The sequence below is a fragment of the Shewanella spartinae genome (genome assembly GCF_019457555.1).
GTDB lineage: Bacteria > Pseudomonadota > Gammaproteobacteria > Enterobacterales > Shewanellaceae > Shewanella > Shewanella loihica.
The window spans coordinates 3808010-3831324 of the sequence record NZ_CP080418.1 but is presented as its reverse complement, the minus strand read 5'-3'; the positions used below and the strand labels follow the sequence as shown (position 1 = coordinate 3831324).

17 protein-coding genes are annotated in these 23315 nt (G+C 51.5%); 9 read left to right on the top strand and 8 right to left on the bottom strand.

The window, feature by feature from the left end; genetic code table 11:
• Positions 1-32 precede the first annotated feature (32 nt).
• Positions 33-1112, top strand: coding sequence for a linear amide C-N hydrolase (locus tag K0I31_RS16580; RefSeq protein ID WP_220079092.1), 1080 nt, complete (start codon positions 33-35; stop codon positions 1110-1112).
• A 92-nt stretch (positions 1113-1204) separates the two neighbouring features.
• On the opposite strand, the gene serA is transcribed toward K0I31_RS16580, so the two are convergent.
• Positions 1205-2434, bottom strand: a complete 1230-nt coding sequence (gene serA / locus K0I31_RS16575; protein ID WP_011866992.1) for a phosphoglycerate dehydrogenase — start codon at positions 2432-2434, stop codon at positions 1205-1207.
• A gap of 432 nt (positions 2435-2866) precedes the next feature.
• Here serA and K0I31_RS16570 point away from each other — a divergent pair, with 432 nt between their 5' ends.
• The 6 genes from K0I31_RS16570 to katB all read left to right on the top strand — a co-directional run bounded on the left by K0I31_RS16570 (position 2867) and on the right by katB (position 11317).
• Positions 2867-3472 carry a DUF2238 domain-containing protein gene (locus K0I31_RS16570; RefSeq protein ID WP_220079091.1) on the top strand — a complete coding sequence of 202 codons (606 nt, stop codon included), beginning with the start codon at positions 2867-2869 and terminating at the stop codon, positions 3470-3472.
• Between the two features lie 258 nt (positions 3473-3730).
• Complete coding sequence (locus K0I31_RS16565; protein WP_011866990.1) at positions 3731-4393, top strand: helix-turn-helix transcriptional regulator; 663 nt, start codon at positions 3731-3733, stop codon at positions 4391-4393.
• Positions 4394-5031: 638 nt separating this feature from the next.
• Entirely contained in the window at positions 5032-7647 is a 2616-nt protein-coding gene (gene exeM / locus K0I31_RS16560) for an extracellular exonuclease ExeM (protein WP_220079090.1), read from the top strand.
• 647 nt (positions 7648-8294) lie between these two features.
• Positions 8295-8744, top strand: coding sequence for a PaaI family thioesterase (locus K0I31_RS16555; RefSeq protein WP_144204402.1), 450 nt, complete (start codon positions 8295-8297; stop codon positions 8742-8744).
• A gap of 154 nt (positions 8745-8898) precedes the next feature.
• Positions 8899-9150, top strand: coding sequence for a YgjV family protein (locus K0I31_RS16550; RefSeq protein ID WP_011866987.1), 252 nt, complete (start codon positions 8899-8901; stop codon positions 9148-9150).
• Positions 9151-9856: 706 nt separating this feature from the next.
• A complete protein-coding gene (katB, locus tag K0I31_RS16545; protein ID WP_220079089.1) occupies positions 9857-11317 on the top strand; it encodes a catalase KatB in 1461 nt (486 codons plus the stop codon).
• 148 nt (positions 11318-11465) lie between these two features.
• Here katB and K0I31_RS16540 read toward each other — a convergent pair whose 3' ends face one another.
• On the bottom strand, positions 11466-12020 hold the full coding sequence (locus K0I31_RS16540; RefSeq protein WP_220080882.1) for a TMEM165/GDT1 family protein: 555 nt from the start codon (positions 12018-12020) through the stop codon (positions 11466-11468).
• Positions 12021-12638: 618 nt separating this feature from the next.
• Here K0I31_RS16540 and K0I31_RS16535 point away from each other — a divergent pair.
• Positions 12639-13838, top strand: a complete 1200-nt coding sequence (locus K0I31_RS16535; RefSeq protein ID WP_220043330.1) for an aromatic amino acid transport family protein — start codon at positions 12639-12641, stop codon at positions 13836-13838.
• Between the two features lie 223 nt (positions 13839-14061).
• Positions 14062-16218, top strand: coding sequence for a S46 family peptidase (locus K0I31_RS16530; RefSeq protein ID WP_220079088.1), 2157 nt, complete (start codon positions 14062-14064; stop codon positions 16216-16218).
• A 649-nt stretch (positions 16219-16867) separates the two neighbouring features.
• On the opposite strand, the gene K0I31_RS16525 is transcribed toward K0I31_RS16530, so the two are convergent.
• The 6 genes from K0I31_RS16525 to K0I31_RS16500 all read right to left on the bottom strand — a co-directional run bounded on the left by K0I31_RS16525 (position 16868) and on the right by K0I31_RS16500 (position 23133).
• A complete protein-coding gene (locus tag K0I31_RS16525; RefSeq protein ID WP_011866982.1) occupies positions 16868-17869 on the bottom strand; it encodes a GlxA family transcriptional regulator in 1002 nt (333 codons plus the stop codon).
• Positions 17870-17929: 60 nt separating this feature from the next.
• Entirely contained in the window at positions 17930-18706 is a 777-nt protein-coding gene (locus K0I31_RS16520) for an MBL fold metallo-hydrolase (RefSeq protein WP_220079087.1), read from the bottom strand.
• 793 nt (positions 18707-19499) lie between these two features.
• Complete coding sequence (locus tag K0I31_RS16515) at positions 19500-19883, bottom strand: hypothetical protein (RefSeq protein WP_220079086.1); 384 nt, start codon at positions 19881-19883, stop codon at positions 19500-19502.
• A 261-nt stretch (positions 19884-20144) separates the two neighbouring features.
• Positions 20145-20861, bottom strand: coding sequence for a 23S rRNA pseudouridine(2604) synthase RluF (locus K0I31_RS16510; RefSeq protein WP_220079085.1), 717 nt, complete (start codon positions 20859-20861; stop codon positions 20145-20147).
• Positions 20862-20869: 8 nt separating this feature from the next.
• Complete coding sequence (locus tag K0I31_RS16505) at positions 20870-21571, bottom strand: DUF998 domain-containing protein (RefSeq protein ID WP_258406321.1); 702 nt, start codon at positions 21569-21571, stop codon at positions 20870-20872.
• 230 nt (positions 21572-21801) lie between these two features.
• Positions 21802-23133: a Na+/H+ antiporter NhaC family protein gene (locus K0I31_RS16500; RefSeq protein ID WP_220079084.1), complete on the bottom strand. Its 1332-nt coding sequence runs from the start codon at positions 23131-23133 to the stop codon at positions 21802-21804.
• Positions 23134-23315 lie beyond the last annotated feature (182 nt).

Sequence of the window (23315 nt, the reverse complement as noted above, 5' to 3'; positions counted from 1 at the left end):
GTCGAAACAATCCATTTCAACGGAGATTTATTATGAAAAAGTCATTTAAGAAAACAGCCTTTGTTTTAGGTCTGGTTGCCACGGCTTCTCTGGGGGCGATATCAAGCGCTCAGGCGTGTCTGGTCTACCTTGGGGCATCGAACAATGAGCATCCTCTTATCGGTAGAACGGTAGAGTTTGGCTTCGATGAGCAAACACAAACCTCATTTGCTACCGACTTCATCAACTTCCCTCGTGAGAGTCATTTTACAACTTATGGTGCAGACAAGCCCTTAAGTTGGACCAACAAATATGGGTTCTCAGGAATGGCCCATGAAGGTTTAGTATCCGATGGTATCAACGAGAAGGGGCTGTATGTCGCAATGCTTTGGTTTGCAGATGGAAAGTATGCGCCTCGTAACGAGAGCAAGCCGAGTATTGCATCGGGTTCCTTAGGTAATTGGATATTAAGTCACTACGCCAGTGTAGATGAGGCGGTGAAAGGCTTATCAGAGACGAGCGTCTATCAATCTGCCGACAACCATTTAGGTATCGAGCTGCCTATGCACCTGCAACTGGTCGATAAGCAGGGTAAGGCGGTTGTGATCGAGTATATCGATGGCGAGATGACAGTAACGGATAACAGTGAATTTGGTGTGATGACCAATTCTCCAAAAATTGGCGATCATATGGTTGCGTACCGCGAGCTACTGGATGCCAATCCCCATCTGGATGTATCTAAACCAAGCGTTAAGGGAATGCTGGCAGGGCTACCCGGAGGATATACGGCTGTGGAGCGGAGCGTTAAAACGGCGGTACTTAAAGATCTGACACCTAAGCCAAAGACCAAGGTTGAAGCGATCAATCAGGTGATTCATACGCTCAATAATACCGATTATGTGAAAGGTGCCAGTTCGTTTCCTAGTCGCGGCTTGTCTGGCGGTGCTCAGGAGACCTCCTTTATCACCATCATAGATATGGAGAATAACGACTATTACTATCGTACCGTCGATAGTCAGGTGCTTCACAAAGTGGATATAGATAAGGTTGATTACAGCCAGGGTAATCCGGTGACCAGTTTCGATATCTATGGTGGGATTCAATATATCGATGTGACCTATCGTGTCCAATAGGGATAAGGTAATTAATAGACAAAAAGGCATCACAGAGTGATGCCTTTTCTATTTTTGATCGCGATGGTTATTATCGCAAACACGGGGCCGTCTTAGTGCAGCAGACGAGTCCTGATGGTACCGTCGATCGCCTTCATCTCTTCCAGTGCCTCATCGGCCTGATCTGAGTTGACCTCCATTACCACGTAACCAATCTCTGCTGTGGTTTGCAGGTATTGGGCGGCGATGTTGATCCCTTTCTCGGCGAAGGCCTGGTTAATCTTGATCAGAATACCCGGACGGTTGTGGTGAATATGCAGCAGACGCGAGGTGTCTTTATGCTGCGCCAGCGATACCTCAGGGAAGTTGACGGCCGTCATGGTCGAGCCGTTGTCTGAGTATTTCGCCAGCTTGCCTGCCACCTCGATACCGATATTTTCCTGAGCTTCCTGGGTACTGCCGCCCACGTGTGGGGTGAGCAGGACGTTATCCAGGCCGCGCAGTGGGCTGACAAACTCGTCGTCGTTCGACTTAGGCTCGACCGGGAAGACGTCGATGGCGGCGCCGACGATATGATCGCCGCGGATCGCCTCGGCCAGGGCATCGATATCTACCACAGTGCCGCGTGAGGCGTTGATCAGAATGCTGCCCTGACGCATGGCCGCCAGCTCTTTGCTGCCAATCATGTTCTTGGTCTGCGGCGTCTCTGGCACGTGCAGGCTCACCACGTCGGCGAGGGACAGCAACTGCTCCAGCGAGTGGATCTGCTGGGCATTACCTAGCGGCAGCTTGTCTTCGATATCGAAGAAGATGACGCGCATGCCTAAGGTTTCGGCCAGGATCCCCAGCTGAGTACCAATGTGGCCATAGCCAATCACCCCAAGGGTCTTGCCGCGGGCCTCGAAGCTGCCATTGGCACTCTTGAGCCAGCCACCACGGTGGGCCAGGGCGTTGCGCTGTGGAATACCACGCAGCAGCATGATGATCTCACCCAGTACCAACTCGGCGACGGAGCGAGTGTTGGAAAACGGCGCGTTGAAGACCGGAATACCCAGCTTTTCTGCGGCGGCGAGATCGACCTGGTTGGTGCCGATACAGAAGCAACCTATGCTAACCAGCTTTTCAGCCTTGTCGAGCACGGCCTTGGTGAGTTGGGTACGGGATCGGATGCCAACGAAGTGAGCATCTTTAATCGAGGCTAACAGCTCCTCTTCCCCCAGTGATGCCTTGTGATATTCGATGTTGTTGTAACCTGCACGCTTGAATACATCTACCGCAGATTGGTGGACGCCTTCCAACAGCAGGATCTTGATCTTATCCTTGTCCAGCGAATGTTTCGCCATGATTTAGGTACCCTCTTGCTCAATTGTTGCTAGGTGAGTATCGCTCTCGGGGACAATTTCTACTCGGCTTTCGCTCTGTGGCCTGATACCAATGAATCTTCGTCGTCTCGCTATTGGCCTGGGGCCAGAGACGATGAGCTTCTACGGATGGCAGGACGCTGAGCCCAGTCGGGCAAGGTTATTTGGAAGCTATACGGTTTCCGGCTGACTTGTGTAGAATGGCTACACAGAGCAAGCGTTTTAGCGCAAAGTCCTTTAAACCTTGGTAAAAATGCGCCCAGAAAGGTCTACAAGCCCTGTTCTTGTGGTGATTTTTATCTGTTGCCTGTCAATGCCTCCACAAAATAGCACCTTTTTTGGTCAGTGTGGAGGGCTAGATGGCTAAAGTTATTATTCTGATATTAAAACAATATCATCTAAGGAGTTCTTATTTTGAATAAAAGCACCGTGTGGCTCACAATTTTCTTCGCCGTGCTGATCTGGTCAGGGATAGAACCAAAAGATAGCTTTACCTGGTTTTTAGAGGTTGTCCCCGCGCTGATCGCCCTGCCTATCCTCTTTGTGACCCGCAAGAAGTTTCCACTCACCTCTCTGGCCTACGGCCTGATTCTGATCCACGCCATCATTCTCATGGTGGGTGGGCACTACACCTATGCAGAGGTGCCACTGTTCGACACCATAGCCGACTGGATGGGCAGCGAGCGCAATAACTATGACAAGGTGGGCCATTTCGCTCAGGGCTTTATTCCCGCGTTGCTGGCGCGTGAGGTGTTTCTGCGCCTCGAAGTGGTGAAGAAGGGGGCCTGGTGCAATTTCCTGGTCTGCTGTTTCGCCCTGGCGCTGTCGGCATTTTATGAGTTGATCGAGTGGTGGGTCGCGTTGGCGACGGGTGAAGATGCCGAGGCATTCCTGGGGACCCAGGGCTATGTGTGGGACACCCAGTCTGACATGGGGATGGCACTAATCGGCGCTGTGGTGAGCGTGATGCTGCTTTCTCGCTGGCATGACAGACTGCTGCTTAAACTGAAAAAGCAATAATAATCTGTAGCTTGCCTATCACATCAGAAGCATTATTATATGCTAATGATGTGATGAGTTAGCTTTATATAACTAATAGTGATAACTATTCTCACTAGAGTTAGTTAATATAGCTGACATACTTTTTTACTAGTCATAAATGGATAAATTAAGTGGTATCTATGACTAGGAGGAATGAAGTTCATAAAGATCAATAACAGGGATAGCTTACTCACATATGGTTAACTGCATTGAGATGCTTTTCAGGGAGAGAAGCGTATGAGTAAAATTGATGAACTGGTTTTTCTACACCAAGATTCAACACCGTGCCATCTGGCCGTTCTGGCCGAATCGATCGGTCTAAAGACACGTATCGCCCGTCAGGTCAGCGACCTGGATCCGGAGCGGGATCGCAACAGTTTCTACCTCATTGCCCAGAAGGGCGCGGCGCTGGACAGCAAGGGCGTGCCCTTGATTGTCGCGCGTCTATTACCCCATGTGCCCATCGCCCTCTATCAGGTCGAACGCGGTAGCCTAGAGCCGGAATCTGCCCTGCTGCTCGGGGTGCGCGGTCTGCTGTTTTCCGATCAGCGTATGGATCTCTCGCTGACCGGATTGCGTAAGATGGTCAACGATGAGCTGTGGTATGACAGACCTTTGATCTCTAAGGTGTTTCGTCAGCTGGTGAGCCGCCAGGACAGTGGCGTAGAGCTGACTCAGGATATGGTCGCCATGCTGCAAAAGCTCACCACTCGTGAGCGCACCATCATACAACTGGTCTCCAGCGGTGCCCGCAACAAGGAGATCGCCGATCGCCTCTGCATCAGCGAGCACACGGTGAAGGCCCATATCTCCTCAATCTTCCGTAAGACTCAGTCTCGTAATCGGGTCGAGCTGCTGCGCTGGTCCCAGGCAAACGCCTGCCACTTCGAGTTTTGTTAATCCAATAATCTTTCATACCTAAGCAAGCTCAGTGTCTGCTGAGCTGGGCTTTGTAGCTGGGCTTTGAGGTTCGCTTTGGCATCAGCTTTGGCATTAGCTCGTTGCACCGGCTAGTAGCATTAGCTGCTGGCATTTGCCTGACGCCTTGGCTTTAAATCCTGGATTTAGCTTACAAACTTTGTCAGGCGGCTGAATCTGGTTTGAATTGCATCGGATTCCCCGTCAGTCCAAGTTGCGGCTTGTCACACTTTCGACATTTCACCTTCTTATCAGTAGAAAGGTTAAATTGACCTTAAAATAAAACCACGGTTTGTAAAATCGTTGAGCATTTGCACTAATCAGGCTTGGTGCTGGGTGTTTGAATGCTCAAACTTATCTATTGTTTTGCTTGAAATTATCTAATCCCATCACGAATGAATCCTGACGGCCTCATGTTTTGTGCCGCGAAACCAATCGCTTAATCACAATTTACTAATATGTATGTCATTTGCTGTACAGATATTAACCGTATTTTATAAACATAATGTTCGCTATTTTGGAATGTGATCTTCGTCACAAATTGGCTTGGGCACTTCTGTAACAATCTCGCCGCACGTTAATAAAAATTAGCGGCATTATTATAAAAATGGGGTTGAACAATGGATAATGTTAAAAAGTTGTCAGTGCTTGCACTGTCAATAGCCGCGGCTTTGCCCGTTTCTGCGAAAGCCGACCTGCTGATCAGCGAGTATGTTGAAGGCAACAGCAACAATAAGGCGATCGAGCTGTATAACTCAGGCGACGCCGCCTTAGATCTTACCGGCTACAAGCTGGTGCGCTACAAAGATGGCGATACCAATGCCTTAGATATGGTCGCCCTAGACGGTCTCACCATAGATGCCAAAAAGCTCAAAGTGATCTTACACCCAAGTGCCGAAATCGCCCTAGGTAGCGATGTCGACAGCAGCACGGGTAATCTCTATTTCAACGGCGGTGATGCCGTAGCACTGGTCAAAGATGGTGCCGTGGTAGACATCATAGGTGCCGTGCCTACGCCTAGTGGCTGGGGCATGAACGTCACCATGCAGCGCAACACAGATGCCCTTGTTGCATCAAACGTCTTCGTCGAAAGCCAGTGGAAAGTATTGCCTGTCGATACCTTTACCGGCCTGGGTAACCTAGATGGCGCCAGCGCACCAACCGAACCTGAAGCTCCTGCCTTCACCTGTACCGGCGCTAAAATCACACCAATTTACAGCGTTCAGGGTGCAGGCAAGTCTAGCCCACTGATCGCCGACGGCGAGTATGCCTCTAAAGAGGAAGTGACGATTCGCGGTGTGGTAACCGCTCGTGGCGACAGCCTGTTCAAGGGCTTCTACCTGCAAGAAGTTGAGGGTGACAACTCGCCTTACACTTCTGACGGTATCTTTGTCTTCTTAGGCGAAGCGGCCGGCGAAGAGATCCAGCCTGGCGTTGAAGTCTGTGTTCAAGGTCTGGTGAAAGAATACTATGGCCTGACTCAAGTCGATATCAAGGCCGACAAGAAGATGGAAGTGGGTGAGAACGTAGGCGCGCCTGCTGCTCAACCTTTCTATGTGGCCGACGGCGAGAGCCTGGGTGATGCGCTAGAGCGTTTCGAAGGCATGCATGTGGTACTCGATGCCGGTAGCGACATGAAAGTCAGCCGTACCTTCAGCTATGACTACGCCGCCCGTCGTAACAACATGATGTTGTCCCACAAGGCGCCGCTGATGAAGGCGACCCAGCTCTATCCAGCGATGAGCGATGAAGCGATTGCGTTGGAAGCACAAAACCGCGCTAACCAGCTATTTATCGAGTCAGACTATAAGGCGAAAGATGGCGAAGTCCCTTACTTCCCAACCTTCAATGCCGAGAACGGTTATATCCGTGTTGGTGATCAACTGACTAACCTTCAAGGTGTGGTGAGCTACAGCTACAACGAATACCGCTTGGTGGCGACCAACGAGATCGTGGCGGGTGATTTCATTCGCGGCGATGATCGTAGCGATGCACCAGCCATTGCCACTAAGGGTGATATCCGTGTAGCCAGCTTCAACGTACTGAACTTCTTCAACAATGCGGTTGGTGGTGACGATACGCCTGCCGATAACCGTGGTGCTAACACCGAAGAAGAGATGCTGCTGCAACGCACTAAGATAGTGAATGCCATCACCGCCATGAACGCCGACATCGTAGGCCTGATGGAGATAGGTAACAACGGCTTTGGCGAGAAGAGTGCGATTCAAAACCTACTCGATGCACTAAATGCCGAACTCAGCGATGCCGACGCCTATAGCTTCGTCGAGATCAACGATGCCGATAAGTACCAAGGCAAGTTTGTCGGTAGCGATGCTATCACTGTGGGCATGCTGTACCGCGCCGCTAAGGTGACACCGAGTGGTGATGCCTTCCTGATCGCCACACCTGAGCAACACGCTACCGCAGGCGTAGTGACTCGCGGCGAAGGCGACAAGGCGGAACTCAGCCCAGCGTTCGATAAGTATCAACGTCACAGCCTAGGTCAATCCTTCAAGATCCATGACGAGCAGTTAACTGTCGTTGTGAACCACCTCAAGTCTAAGGGCTCAGGTTGTGTCGAAGATTGGGCTAACTATGAAGACAACAGCGATCCAGCGGATCTTCAGGGCAAGTGTAACGAGTTCCGTGTATCGGCCGCTAAGGTCATTGGTGATGCGCTGCAAGACGTGAAGGGTGATCTGCTGGTGATCGGTGACATGAACGCCTACGGCAAAGAGGATCCTATCCGCGTATTGACCGACTTCGATGCCGCAAACAGCGATCGTGACATCATGACCGCCTCTTGGACAACGCTAGATGGCAAGGTCTATGAACGTGAAGGTAGCAAGATTGAGAAGGGCTATGGCCTGATCAACCTAAATACCAAGGTACATGGCCCAGATACATACTCTTACAGCTACAACGGCGAGTTGGGTAACCTGGACCACGCATTGGCTAACACTAGCCTGGCCGAGCGCGTACTGGATATTCAAGACTGGCACATCAACGCGGTCGAATCTAACCTGTTCGAATACGGCAGCAAATACACAGGTGAGCTTGCCAAGTCTGAGAATGCCTTCTCTGCATCGGATCACGACCCTGTGATCGTGGCGCTAAGCTACCCAGCGCCTAAGCCAGAACCTAAGCCAGAGCCGGAAGAAAAGGATGACGGCGGTTCACTGGGTTATCTAGGACTGATGTTACTTGGACTGGCCGGATTGCGTCGCCGCAACTAGTCTGCCAAGTCTCTCGCAAGCCAGCTGTTCTCCCCAGCTGGCTTTTTTTATGCCTGCATTTAACCGTCTAGTCTGTTTCGCCATAGTGTCATTTAGTCTTTTAGCCTGTTGCTGATGTCACTCGGTTCTGTTTCATCTGTTTAGCCGCAAGTTTAGCGCCTTGTTAGCGGCTGTTTTGCTTTGTGTAGCGCCGCTTCACCATTTCTGCGGCTCAGATAACGCTGTGATATTTTTCTGTTTTTCCCCTCACTCATCGGGCTTGTTAATTTGTATTTTCAGGATAAACTGTCGCGCGTTATCGGCCAGGCCCAAGTGCCTAAGCACTGTGCCGGCAACGTGATACAGCGCCTTTGATTAAGAGCCTTTGATTCGGCGTAAACGTTACCAGTCACCCTAGGCCTTCATTCGTCACACAAACCCACTTGATGCGGCCAATTTGGCGGCAAACGAGACTAACAATTCAGTGCGGATGAAGGCCAACCCCAGAGTGTGTTCCTGGTGACGCCTTAACACCCTCGTCTGTTCAACGCAGCATGCCTTGCAAGGCGATTTCAGCCCCTTATGCTTCAATATCCTAATGCCCTATTTCTTATTGATTAGCGAAGAAGTAGACTAAATGCTCACTTTTGATCGTTGTGGAATAAGACATGAGCATTTGGTTTAGACCCGTTACCCTGGAAGATTGCGCCAAGATGGACGCAGGCATGCATGGCAAAGGCACCTTGATGCAGACCCTGGGGATCACCATCAGCGAGATTGGCGAGGATTACATGAAGGCGACCATGCCGGCCTCGCCAGCGGTGCACAATCCCTTGGGAATAGTTCATGGCGGCGCCAATGTGGCTCTGGCCGAGACTGTGGCCAGCTATGCGGCCAATTTCGTGGTGGATTTTGAGAACTACTATTGTGTCGGTCAGGAGATCAACGCCAACCATCTTAAGGCGTCGCGCAACGGCACTCTGACGGCAACCGCCAAGCCGGTTCACTTGGGCAAACGCAGCTCGGTGTGGGAGGTGTTGATCCATAACAGCGCCGGTGAGCTCTGCTGTATCTCACGTATGACGGCGGCAGTGGTTAAGCGTCAGGCGATGGTCTGATGGCTGGACGCCAGGAGCGGCAGGGCTCTGGCGGAAAGCTCGCGTGCATCTGACATGCACCTGAATTAGTAAGATAATTTAGCCAGATTGGCTGCCACTTGTGCTGCCCGGTGCCATAATTAGGGAAGATATGCTTAAGGGTTAAGGAGTGCCTATGGAAACGGCAACAATTTGGGAATGGGTCGGCTATCTGGCCTCTGTGGTGGTCGCCATCTCCCTCATGATGTCAAATATTAAGAAGCTGCGTTGGTGGAACCTGATCGGCGCCGCCCTGTTTGTCGCCTATGGCCTGGCCATCGGCGCCCTGCCTGTGGCCTTGGTGAACTTCTTCATCGTGTTGATCGATGCCTTCTATCTGGTGAAGCTGTATCAGGTGGCCAAGGTCAAGTTGGACAAAGACAGCTGATCTGAGCCAACTCAGGCTAAGCGGGGCGATAAGTGCGAGTGTTGACGCTTACTCCCCGCGGCTAAGATCGTGGCGAAGCCCCTGTCATCTGATTTTCTATCTAATTCTCTCTACTCTTTCCACTTGCTGCTGTCGGCTCTCCGCTCTTCTTTTCTGTTTTCCTGCTTTGCGATTCTATTTCTCCTTCGCCTTTCCTTGGTATCTGCATCGTTTCTATCTCGTGTCTATCTCGTTTCTTCCTCGTTTCTACCAATCCCTCTTAGGTTGACTCATTAGTTAGCTCGGCTCTTAAAGCGAAGACAGATTAGGCCTCTGACTAGGAATCTGATTAGAAACCAAATCCTAATCTAAAAATCAGTTTAAAGTTATCAGTTTTAATCGTTTTATCTTTCTCTGAGGCTCGACTACTCTTGCTACATCGACAAGTTAATCGCTAAGCGAGTCACTTAACTCAATGGCCTAGCGCTTAACCTGAGCGCTTGGAGTGAGTGCTTGAAATGAGCGTTTAGAGGCACAGAGCTAATTTGGAGCAGAGCTAATTTGGAGAAGAGCTATGGTCACAATATTTGATGTTATCGAAGACTGGTTGAGCTGACCAGGCTGCGTAAACGAAAAGCTAAATTTATACCTAAACTAATACCTATATTTTTACCCAGGCTAAGACCCGAGCCGAGGGCCCAACAAGCTAAACAGGATGGAGCGAATTATGACAACCAACTACTTAACCAGCCAAAACGGCGCACCTATTGCGGACGATCAAAACTCTCTCTCTGCCGGCGAGCGCGGCCCGCTACTGCTACAGGACTGGCACCTGATCGAGAAGCTGGCGCACTTTAACCGTGAGCGTATCCCCGAGCGTATCGTTCACGCCAAGGGCACGGGAGTGTATGGCACCTTCACCCTGACCAAAGATTTGAGCGACTACACCATCGCCGACCACTTCAACGGCGAAGGCAAGCAGACTGAGACCTTCGTGCGCTTCTCTACCGTGGGTGGCGAGATGGGGTCGGCCGACGCCGAGCGCGATCCCCGTGGTTTTGGCCTGCGTTTCTATACCAAGCGCGGTAACCACGATATCGTCGGTAACAACACCCCGACCTTCTTCCTGCGTGATGGCATCAAGTTCCCGGACTTCATCCACACTCAGAAGCGTAACCCTATGACTAACCTGAAAGATCCACAGGCGATGTGGGACTTCTGGTCGCTTAATCCAGAGGCGATGCATCAGGTGACTATCTTGATGTCAGACCGTGGTATTCCGGCTAACTATCGCCAGATGCACGGCTACGGCTCGCACACCTTCTCCTTCTGGAATGCCAAGGGCGAACGTTTCTGGGTCAAGTTCCACTTCAAGTCACAGCAAGGTGTGGTTAACCTGACCAACGAGCAGGCGGACAAGCTTAAGGGGATCGATCCTGACTCGTCACAGCGTGATATGGTGGCGGCTATCCAGGATGCTAACTTCCCGCGCTGGACGGTGAATGTGCAGATCATGCCTGAGGCCGATGCCAACAGCTATCACATCAACCCGTTCGATCTGACCAAGGTGTGGCCACATGGCGATTACCCGCTGATCGAGATAGGTGTGCTGGAGCTTAACCGTCTGCCGCAGAACTACTTCGCCGAGGTGGAGCAGGTGGCCTTAGCCCCGAGTAACCTGGTGCCAGGCGTAGGCGCCTCACCAGACAAGATGTTGCAGGCGCGTCTGTTTGCCTATGCCGATGCCCAGCGCTACCGTATCGGCGCCAACTATAACCAGTTGCCGGTAAACTGCCCTCATGCGACTCAGGCTAACCACCATCAGCGTGGCGGTGCCATGGCGGGAACTCAGTGCCCCTTCAGCGGCAGTCAGACGGGCGGCGATGCCAGCGCCAACTATGGGCCGAACAGCACTCAGTCTGCCCTGGTGGAGCCGACACAGTTTGCTGAGCCACCGCTGAGACTCGATGGTGAAGCCGACCGTTACAGCCGTTACGACCAGGATGACTACACCCAGGCGGGTAACCTGTATCGCATCTTCTCAGAAGATGAGAAGGCCAGATTGGCGGCGACCATCTCAGGCTCTCTCAGTCTGGCGAGCATGGATGTTCAGGAGCGCATGTTGGCCCACTTCTTCAAGGCTGATGAAGACTATGGCCAACGCATCAAGCAGGGCCTGGGTCTTTAGGTCACTAGGTACATAGCCAACTAGGCTGCTATGCAACTCGATTTATAACAGCCGAAAAATAGAAAGCCAGTGATCTGAGTCACTGGCTTTTTGCTATCCGCTCTTTGTTTATGCGCTTAGCTTAAGCCAAGCGCCGAGTAGTCTTAACTTAATAGATCAGGGTAGCCACGCCCAGCAGGGCGAACAGGGCGGCGCAGCCTCGGTGGATCCATTTCATCGGCAGCTTCTCGGCGCTGAAATGACCGGCGATCACCACAGGCACGTTGGCGATCATCATCCCCAGTGTGGTGCCCAGTACCACTAGCGGCAGGGCGTCATACTTGGCGGCCAGCACGACTGTGGCAACCTGAGTCTTGTCGCCCATCTCGGCGAGGAAGAAGAGAATGAAAGTAGCGATAAAGGGGCCCATCTGATAGAAGCGGCTCTCTTCGGCGTCGACCTTGTCGGGCACCAGTACCCAGAGGGCGATGGCAAAGAAGGAAAAGGCGACGATATAGGTGGCCATCTCTGGGCTTATCCAGTTGATAGCCCACTGGCCAACCCAGGCGGCGGCAAAATGGTTTGCCAGGGTAGATAGCAGTATCCCCAGGATGATCGCGGTCTTATTTTTGAATCTTGCGGCGAGGATCAGTGCCAGCAGCTGGGTCTTGTCACCTATCTCGGCGATGGCGACGGTGAAGGTTGAGGCGAGTAATGCTTCCATCATAGTTCCTAAGGGGGCAAAAATTCCAAGCACGATCCGCCGCCCCCTAATGAATGAACGGTAACCGTGCTCAGGTCTTGCAGAGTAAGAGGTGTTCCCCCTACCGTGAGTACCATGGCATGTGGCCAAGTATGTTGACACTCACTCAAGGCAAATGGCTTTGCCTTGTTAGCTACTCCCCTGAAGCAGTGGCGGCCATTATACCCAAATCCTTTTGAGGTGCAAGGAGGTGCCTGCTCGCCTGTAGTGATCACTCTGTAGACAGCTTGTTTCGCGGTTTTTACGCCTTTGTACAAACTTGCATCCGATCAGGCGGCATACCTTGTGCGCCGCCTGTGGCTCTGTTAATGTGCCAAACAGTCAAATTTATAGAGTAAAGGTAGTGATGAAACATACCTATCGATATTGTTACCGATTTAGGCAGCCTCAGGGGCTTAGCTAGATCGTAAGATAGTAAGAGCTAAGCTGTTGAGGCCAACCCGACACGTACTAGGGCAGAGATCCATAGTTCGGTTAGGAGGCTATCGCTTAGTGTGTTTCATGACTAATTCCCGCCTTCGCAGTCGTTCTAAATCTGACCTTCCAAAAAGAGATAATAAATAAAGACAGGACAATTTTGTGAACTTAAAAATGCTTGGCTCTATTGCCATCGTTGCGGGGACCGCAATTGGGGGAGGCATGTTGGCCTTGCCTCTGGCAACTGCTTCATTGGGGACGATTCCAGCCTTACTACTATTAGTGGCGATCTGGGGGGTATCTATCTATACCTCTCTGTTGATGTTAGAGATTAACTTACGTGCCGGTGTGGGGCTGAACGTCCACGCCATCACGGGCAAGACCTTAGGCAAGGTCGGTCAGCTGATCCAGGGCGGCTCCTTCTTGAGCCTGCTGTTTGCCCTGACCATGGTCTATCTGATGGGCGGTTCCTCCCTGCTGGAGTCTCGCTTCGAACCGTTGGGGATCAAGGTGAACCACGAGGCGGCGGTACTGCTGTTTACCTTGGTGTTCGGTGGCTTCATCGCCATCGGCGTCTCCTGGATCGACAAGGTCTCACGTGTGCTCTTTAGCGCCATGGTAGCCCTGTTTGTCATCGTGGTGCTCTTCCTGCTACCCGAAGTCAGCCCAAGCTATATCCTGCGTGAATCGGCCACCGAATTGGTGTCTAAGGGCGAGCTGGGTAACCTCTGGCTGGCGGCTATTCCTGTGGTGTTTACCTCTTTCGGTTTCCACGTCTGTATCGCAACGATTGTGCGCTACCTGGATGGCGATGCCATGTCGCTGCGTAAGGTACTCATGATTGGCTCGACCATCCCCTTGGTGTGCTACATCCTCTGGTTGATGGTGACCCTGGGCACTGTGGGCGGCGCGACCGTGTACGGTTTCGAGGGTTCTCTGCCTAAGCTGGTGTCGGCGCTGCAAGGCATCGCTCACTCAGACATTTTACGTCAATGTATCGATTTGTTTGCAAACCTGGCGCTGATCACCTCTTTCCTCGGGGTGACCATGAGCCTGTTCGACTATATTGCCGAGCTGACTCGCGCCAGAGACAACCTGCTGGGTCGCCTGCAGACCTGGTTGATAACCTTCGTGCCGCCGCTGCTGTGTGCCCTCTACTATCCTGATGGTTTCATTAAGGTATTAGGTTTTGCTGCCCTGCCGCTGGTGGTGATGATCATCTTCCTGCCTATCGCCATGGCGCTGGGACAGCGTAAGCAAAATCTGGGCGGTTACCAGGTGAGTGGTGGTCAGTTTGCATTAGCCGCGTCAGCGCTGGTGGGTCTGGTGATTATCGCCGCCCAGCTCTGGGTTGCACTGTAAAAAGAGACTGACAATTTGCGCCTAAGCGAAGGGGCAGGGGATTGCTGGAAATACCTGCTTACCTTTTCGCTAATTTGCTAAGCTGTTTGTTACTCAAGAATTTATGATAAAGTCGGGCCATTGCCCGACTTTTTTGTAGGGCTTTTAAGGCTTCATGCGCTGAGGACTTAAAAGACCATTGGGTATTATAAAAATTTTTATAACGATAAAACGGACTTAGCAAATGAAAAAGTTACTCGTGTCAGTGGCTCTCGCCGCTGCCTTCGGCGCTCAAGCCGATGAGGGGATGTGGCAGCCCTATCAACTGCCTGCCATGGCAGATGAGCTGAAGGCCAAAGGGCTGGAAATCGATGCCAAATCTATCTCTAAACTCACCGAATTCCCGATGAACGCCGTGATCAGCCTAGGTGGCTGTACCGCGTCTTTCGTGTCGCCAAAGGGCCTGGTAGTGACTAACCATCACTGTGCCTACGGCTCGATTCAATACAACTCCACCCCAGAGAAGAACCTGCTAAAAGATGGCTTCCTGGCGAAGAACTACGGCGAAGAGCTACCCGCTACCCCAGGTTCACGCATCTATGTCACCGAAGCCGTGACCAATGTGACCGATGAGGTGAAAGCCGGCCTGGAAAACAAGGTGGGTAACGACTTCTATCAGGGCATCGAAGCCAAAGAGAAGCAACTGGTTGCCCAGTGTGAGGCCGATGACGGCTATCGCTGTCAGGTTTACAGCTTCCACGGCGGCCTGGAGTACTATCTGGTTAAGCAGCTTGAGATCCGCGACGTGCGTCTGGTGTATAACCCGGCGGCCAGCGTAGGTAAGTACGGCGGCGACATCGACAACTGGATGTGGCCACGTCATACCGGCGACTTCTCTTTCTATCGCGGCTATGTGTCGAAAGATGGCAAGCCTGCTGATTTCAGCAAAGACAACGTGCCCTACGAGCCTAAGAGCTTCCTTAAGGTGTCTGCCAAGGGCGTGAGCGATGGCGACTTCGTCATGGTTGCCGGCTATCCGGGTCGCACCAATCGTTACCGCACCGCCAATGAGGTGGAAAACCAGTTCGAGTGGGCCTATCCAGAAGGCAAGATGCTGCGTGAACGCTTCATCGAGATCATCAAGGAAACCGCGCCTGAGGGCAGCGACGAGCGCATCAAGTATGAGAGCCTGATCGCCGGTCTGGCCAACTACGCCAAAAACTTCACCTCGATGATCGAGTTCTATGGCAAGTCGACCATGCTCGACGATCGCAAGGCGCGTGAGGCGGCGCTGACTGCTTGGATCAACAAAGACAGCAAACGTCAGGCCCAGTATGGTCAAACCATGGCCGAGCTGGACAAGCTGATCAAAGAGAGTCAGGAGCATCAGGCCCGCGACATCATCTTAGGTTATATCGGTTACACCACCATGCTGCCGACTGCCCGTAGCCTCTACCGTCTGGCTAACGAGAAGCAGCTGGACGACATGGCGCGTGAGCCAGGTTATCAGGATCGCGACATGACCCGCTTCAAGTCGGGCCTTGAGCGTATTGACCGTCGTTATGCACCGAGTGTGGATAAGGCCGTGGTACTGGATCTGCTCAGCCGTTACGCCAAGCTGCCTAGCGAAGAGCGTATCCCTGAGCTGGACAAGGCATTCGGCATCGGTAAGAAGTTCGACGCCGCCAAGTTGAGCAAGGTACTAGACAAGATGTATGCCAAGACCGAGCTGGGCGACAAGGCGACTCGCCTTGCCTGGATGGATAAGTCAGTCGCCGACTTCAAGGCCTCTAAAGATCCTTTCATTCAGTTTGCCGTCGCCATGTATGACACTGATATGGCCCAGGAGAAGAAAGAGAAGGAGCTGTATGGCAAGCTGATGAAGGTACGTCCTCAGTATATGGACGCCATCATCGCCTACAACAAGGAGCTGGGTAAGCCAGTTTACGCCGACGCCAACTCAAGCCTGCGTGTGACCGTGGGTCATGTGAAGGGCTACTCGCCACAAGATGGTCTGGTTGCCGTACCTTTTACTCGCCTGGAAGGCATAGTGGCTAAAGACACGGGTGAAGATCCGTTCGACGCGCCTAAGAAGCAGCTTGAGCTGATCAAGCAGAAGCAATATGGCGACTACTATGTGAAGTCTATCGACTCTGTGCCGGTAAACTTCCTGTCGACCCTGGATACCACAGGTGGTAACTCAGGTTCACCAACCCTAAACGGCCGCGCCGAGCTTGTCGGTCTGCTGTTTGACGGCGTCTATGAGTCAATCATCGGCGACTGGGGTTACGATACCGACACCAACCGTTCTATCCAGGTAGACAGCCGCTACATGCTATGGGTGATGAAGTATCTGGATCACGCCGACAACCTGCTGGCGGAAATGGAGATTGTTCACTAATTCTAGCGATTAGTGGAGGCGCTGGTGGGATGCTTTTAGTATCTAGTCAGCGTTAAGATCAAAAGGGCTTAGATGAGAATCTAGGCCCTTTTTGTTTTCTGGTGTTAATGGTTTCTGCGTGATGTATTGAAATGTGCCTATTGGCTCGACGTGGCTTAATGTGGTTTGAATTCAATTAGCCATGCTTTAGCGTTAACCGTTACTGTGGTTAATTGCCTGCGGCAGGCCTTATGTGCAAACATTCTTTTGGCACGGTGAATGAAGCGAAGCTTCGTGCTCATGAACGAGAGACATGGATGCCGAACTGGCCGTTATACAGGGATGTTGTTCAAGTCCATCTACGGATGCTCTGCGAATTCATCTGACCTACAAGGATGGAGGAAATGCCAAAAAATGTAGGGAACATTTTAGGCCCTGATTTCGAAGGCCAAAAGCATGTTTACACTGAGTTATCCATCTCTTCGATTTAGCCGTATTGGATCATCAGGTGAGAAAAAAATCACTTTTGGACATTTCCGTATGGGGGAGGGGTCTAAATTAGCTTTAGATGAATTATTTTTGGTATTGCAAAATACACATTGCTAGTGATCTTTCCCCAAGATTAGTACCAATCCAGTACGAATCGTATGATATCGACTAAGGCCAATACTTATTTCTGCTCATGAAACGTTTTTCTCCAACGGTTTGGAGTGACCGCATAACGTCCTTTGAATTTATCACGGAAGATAAACACCGAACTGAATCCGGTTTTAGTCACTATTTGCTCAATGGTTAGATCAGTAGACTCAAGCAGCTCCTGAGCTAGGTTGAGTCGCTCAGAAGCCAGCCATTCTCCAAAGGCCATCCCTGTTGCCTTATGAAATTTACGGGTAAAGGTACGGCGAGTCATCATCACTGACTCCGCGAGTTCATCGAGAGTATACTTGTGACCAATATCGTTTCTAATTCGCTCCATCAACTCATTGATGCGTAAATCGGATGTTGTTATCGGTATGGGTTGTTCAATAAATTGTGCTTGCCCTCCGTCTCGATATGGTGGAACCACCATTCTTCGGGCAATACGGTTCGCGATTGCACTGCTGTAATATTTACGGAAAACGAACAAACAACAATCAATACCTGCTGCGGTGCCAGCGGATGTAATCACTCCACCATCTTCTACATATAACGCATTGGTATCGAGTAACGTTTCCGGAAAACGTTGAGTGAAATCTTGCTCTAGTTCCCAGTGAGTTGCGGCACGCTTTCCATCTAATAACCCAGCGAAAGCCAGAACATAGCCACCAAGACATAAACCGACTATTAATGTTCCTCTCTCATGAGCAAGACGTAACGCCTCAATTAGCTGATCATTTGGTCGTTCATCAACCGTCCGCCAATAAGGAACAATGATTATGTCAGCCTTCTCCAGTGTATCGAGCTTGGCTCGTGCGTGAATCTCCATCCCTATATCAGACATAATTGAACCTTCCTCTCCCGCAATAAACTGTAGGTTGAAGAAGGCTTCATTCAGAGTATCACGCCCGAACACGATACTTGGGACAGAAATATGAAACGGGCTGAATCCATTAAAAACGATGACCGAAACATTAGGTACGTGCTGCATTGCTTCGGTAGATTGAGTTTTAGGAGATAGAATTCTGGAAGACATTTGCTTAAACCTGATTGCAGAGCTACCACTGATGGTAGCCCCACATATTGCAATTGGAAACTACAGAATGACAGTCTCACCATCTTCCGGGATATACACGAAATCAGTCAGTAAATTGATTTCTGCATAGTCGCGAAGCTCCTGTCTCGTCACGAGTGCGTGGTTTACTGCGCCCATATGAGTAGCAACAATTTTTGCCTGAGGAAGAACAACGTGCGTTTTTAATACATCTTCTTTACCCATGATGATCGGGCCATAGCCAATCACGTGAGCCCAGCCGGTATTCAGAATGATCACGTCTGGCTGTTCACGTTTCATTGTTTCTTCTACCGTCTGTGTCCAGATGGTATCTCCGGCCAGATAGAGCTTTTCTTCATCTGAATGAGATAGTATGACGCCGGTTACTTCAGCCAGCATTTCTCCCAGTTCCTTATTTTCGTAAGCAGCGTCAGAGCCATGCTGACATGCAGTACGAGTGAAAGAAATGCCGTTGTAGTCGGTCTCTTCAGAGAAAATCTGGAGATTAGTAAAACCTTGAGAACGCAGAATTTGCTCATCACCTTCGTGTTGTACAAAAATCAGCTTGTCTTTAGGGATCACATTGACAGCGGTTGCATCCCAGTGATCTGGGTGAGTGTGGGTCAGTAGCACAGCATCAACATTAATAATTTCTTCAATTGAGAGTGGCAGCTCAACCGTTGGGTTGCGCAAATCAGAGTTCACTGTCCCGCCAAACCCCGGATAAGTGTTTTTTGGTGCCAGCATTGGATCAACAAGGAATCGTTTCCCTGCATAGTTGATAATTTGAGTTGCGTTACGAATTTGAGTGATTTTCATATTATTGCTCCAGAATTGTTTTTGTGGAGCCATTTTATGCAAGGGGATATAGCCACAAAAGTGGCTATATGGACACTTATAGATATTATCGGGACAAAATGATATTACTCTTCCAAAGAAAAGGTATTCATATTTTATAACTTTGGAAAAATACGATTGCCATACATATAAGAGATGGAATGGACTTTGTTCAATGGGCACTCAGTATTATTACTAAAATTTGCTTAACAAGGATCGAGGGAATTCGAAGGACGGCTTAGTGTGAAATTCGTTATGGGGCAAAACTAAGTTAGATTTTTGATCCGTTTCCACATGAAATACCGCCAAATCGAAGAGGCGTTTGATATCCAGTGTAAACACGTTTTTGGCTCTCGGCGGCATGGACGCCGCCGTGAAGCGTATAGGGATATATTCATAGCGTGCCAAAAACGTGTTTGCACATAAGCCCACCGCAGGTGATAGATAGTCATGAAGATAAGGCCTTCATTTACCTCCCCAACATCCATTCAGGTCAGATTGCGCGTAGCGTGCCACAGGCGTATCTGCATATACGTCGTTCTTTCATATCTGACCCATAGGGATATGGAGAATGTCGGCCTGATGCAGGGAGCATCACTGACCCTGTGATCACGACATGGGTACTTCCATGTACATCCCCCGCCGGGCTGGCGTTAGTTAGCCATGAAGGTTCGACCTTCAATCACCAACCCAATACGAATTAAGCCGGAAGTTACTCTAGCAACTATTCACCCAACTAAGCCCCCCAACAAAGCCCCTTTAAGCAGGCTAGTGCTTAAGAAAAATGTTCCCATCGTTTCTTGGTGGTCACGAAGACGAGCGCGCCGCCGAGCAGCCCAGTCAATGAGCCCATAACACCAATGCCGATATAGAGGTTGATGACAAATCCGATGGCGATGACGCAGTAGAAACCATATACGCCTAGCTTCTTCCATCGCCAGATCATGGTGGCCAGGACGACATTCACCAGGCTCATCACTCCGAGAAAATAGAGTATGCCGGTGCTGGCGCTGGGGTAGATCTCTGTGATGGCTTGTGGGTTGGCGAAGTAGGTGATGGCGGTCAGCGGATTGGCGATAAACATCAGCACTAAGAAGGCGCTTAGCCAAAATCCGCGCTGCTTCTCTGTGATCTGCTCGCTCGTTTCTGTCGATGTCATGTAACCCCCTAGTGAGTTTTATTTTTATATCGTTTTCTCGCGCAATAATCACTATAGCGCTCGCTTATGACAGGGAATGTGATGTCGCCCTTAATCAAGAGATTAATTCAGATTTGAATCATGGGGAAATGGAGCGAGCCCTAGATGCAAGATCCAAGAGTGAAGGAATACGAGAAAAAGAGTAAAGCGATGATAAGAGGAAGTTGGGATAAACAGACTAACAGGCTGCTAAGAAGAGCCTGCCAACAGTAGCGGTCCACTTTAGGTGATACTCTCCTTGAGTGCAGCGACTTCCTGCGCGGTCAGCGGTCGCATCTCGCCTTCTGGCAGTTCGTCCAGGGTTAAGGATTCGATGGCGACGCGCTCAAGGTCTATTACCTTGTGGCCGAGGGACTGACTCATGCGGCGGATCTGGCGGTTGAGCCCCTGGGTGAGGACTATCTCGAAGCTGTCCGGGCTTAGGCGAGTCACCTGACAGGGGAGTGTGGTGACATCCTTATAGCTGACCCCCGCAGCCATCTGAACCACAAAATCATCATCGAAGGGCCTGTCTAGCCTGACATGGTAGCGTTTGTGGTGGGCAAAACTGGGGTGCATCAGGCGCTGGGTCAGCTCACCATCGTTGGTGAGTAGCAGCAGCCCCCTGGAGTCTTTATCCAGCCGTCCCACGGGGTAGAGTCGCGGCTGCTGTGGCAGCAGATGGATCAGGCTGGTTGTATCCTCTGCCAGCAGGCGGCAGTCAGTCCCCACAGCCTTGTTGAATATCCAGTAGGCCTTGTCGGCGATAGGGGGCAGAGGCTCGCCATCGACACAGACGCTGAGCGATGCCTGTGTGCCTGCGGGCGTCTCTATCAGCTCTATGCTGTCTGTGTGTTTGGCGAGCCGATCGCCCAGGCTGACTCGCCCGTCGCGGATCAGTCTCGATGCGGCGCGGCGCGAGCAGCGTCCAGTTAAGGCCAGGTACTGGGCGAGGCGCATCGACGCGCCTAGCCGTGGGCCGAGACTTGGCTGATCAGGTTGTCCTGATAGCTGTGTCTGGCGAGCTTCTTGATGGTGAGCGCCAGGGTGACACACCAGATCATCACCAGATTGGTCTGGGCCCACATAGCAAAGGCGACGCCGCAAATTGAGCCGTCGTGGTGGCTGCAGGGGGCGAAGTCGAGTATTCCCCAATCCACCATGAGGGCCAGGCTGCTGGCGGCCGTCAGGCCCAGGCCGCTAACGATAAACAGCGGCGTCGAACAGATTGCCTTATGGTTGACCCTGGCCGAGAGGGTCAGGAAATAGAGGATGATGGTGGCGATCAGGAAGATGGTGGAAAACAGCCTGTGCTCTTTGAGGTAGTTGATCGGGTAGATGCCGATGAGGATGATAGTCACCCCCACCACAAAGCCAGCGAAGGCGATATAGTTGCCAAAGTGTCCCAGCTTGAGCTGCAACAGGCCGTACATGGCCAGCAGTATGCAAGAGCCTGCCAGGATAAGTCCCATGTTGAAGATATAGGCCAGGGGGGAGTCCACATAGTTGCCCAGCAGATCCGGCCTTTGGTTAAAGGCCTCCAGTCCCATCACCTGAAATTTGGCGAACAGGGAGATAGAGATGCCCAGGGCAGAGATGAGCGCACCGGTCAGAATGGTGAAGACCACCATGCGCTGCAGGTCATAGTTTATGGGTTGGTGTAGGGCCATAGCGATGCCATTTATTGTTATTTTTTGAATATAAAAAAGGAGTACATTTTTGGTACTCCTTTCGTTTCGACGCATGGCTAATTTCAGTAAATGCTTAACCTAATTCACTGCGTCGCAATTATATCCCTATGGCATTAGTTTAAGTGAAAACCCCCATAGAGTGGAACTGTTAAGGTGAGGATTGTCACAAATTGATCCGTGCGCCCATGATCAGGGCGCACAAATCCAGCTTAGTGACGCTTGCGCAGTACCACTATGGCGATGGCGACAATGGCGAGGATCATGCAGTACCAGGCGTGGGCAACCGCCTGTAGCGGGCTGATGCTGAAGGTGGAGGCGATCAGTAGCGCCTGGGCACCGTAAGGGATCAACCCCTGAATGATGCAGGAGAAGATATCCAAGATACTGGCGGCGCGCTTAGGGGTAACCTCATGCTTCTCGGCCAGATCTTTGGCGATATCGCCGGTCACCACGATAGAGACGGTATTGTTGGCCACACAGGTGTTGGTCAGGGCAACTATGCCTGCCATGCCCAGCTCAGAGGCGCGGGTCGAGGCCTCGCCCTTGGCGCTGGAGAAGCGAACGATCAGCTTCTCAATCTGCTTGCTCACAAATGCCAGGCCACCCTGTTGCTGCATCAGGGCCGCCAGGCCACCGACCAGCATTGAGAGGATGAAGATCTCCTGCATGTTGCTAAAGCCGGCGTAGATATCCTTACCAAATTGGATCAGGCCGTAGTCCAGGGTGGCAAAGCCGGTGATGCCAGCCAGCAAGATGCCCACGGTCAGCACCACGAACACGTTTAGCCCGGCGACCGCCAGTACCAAGATGGTGAGGTAGGGGACAACCTTAAGAAAATCTATCTGCTGCGGCGCCACATCGGCCTGGCCTTGTCCGGCGAGGGTGAACATTACCAGGGTGATCAGCGAGGCGGGAATGGCGAAGATCAGGTTTTCTCTGAACTTGTCTTTCATCTCACAGCCCTGGGTACGGGTCGCGGCAATGGTGGTGTCAGAGATGATCGACAGGTTGTCACCAAACAGGGCACCTGAGATCACGGCCCCGGCCATCAGCGCCAGATCGATCTGCGCCTCTTCGGCCACGCCCAGTGCGATGGGGGCAACCGCGGCTATGGTGCCCATAGAGGTACCCATGGCGGTGGCAATGAAGGCGGCGATCACGAAGAAACCGGGTAGCAGCAGGTTAGAGGGCACAAGCGACAGGCCCAGCGCTACGGTAGCATCCACGCCGCCAGTGGCCTTGGCCACAGAGGCAAAGGCACCTGCCAGCAGGTAGATAAGACACATGGCGATGATGTTGGAGTGGCCTATGCCACCGATGAAGGTCTCTATGCTCTGGTTCAGCTTCTCTTTCGAGATCAGCAGCGCCAGTATGATGGCGGGCAGGATGGCGACCACGCTCGGCAGCTGATAGAAGGCAAAGTCGACGCCCTGGCTCTGGAAATAGACGCCGGCACCGATAAACAGGGCCAGAAACAGGAATAGTGGCAGTAGGGCGATAAACGATGCCTTGGGGGCCGTGGTTTGTGTTGGTGTTGTCAAAACGCTCTCTCTTCTCGCTAAACGTCTCCGCGGAGACGTGTCATTAAAACTGGATGCTCGTTCCCTTGCCCTCCTAGCTGGAACATCTCGCTTTTTTGCGAAATGGGACATCTCAATAGGTGAGAGGATATGAGATCGAAAGACGTCTGTCAATTTAGACGTCTAGATGTTTTTACTGCTAA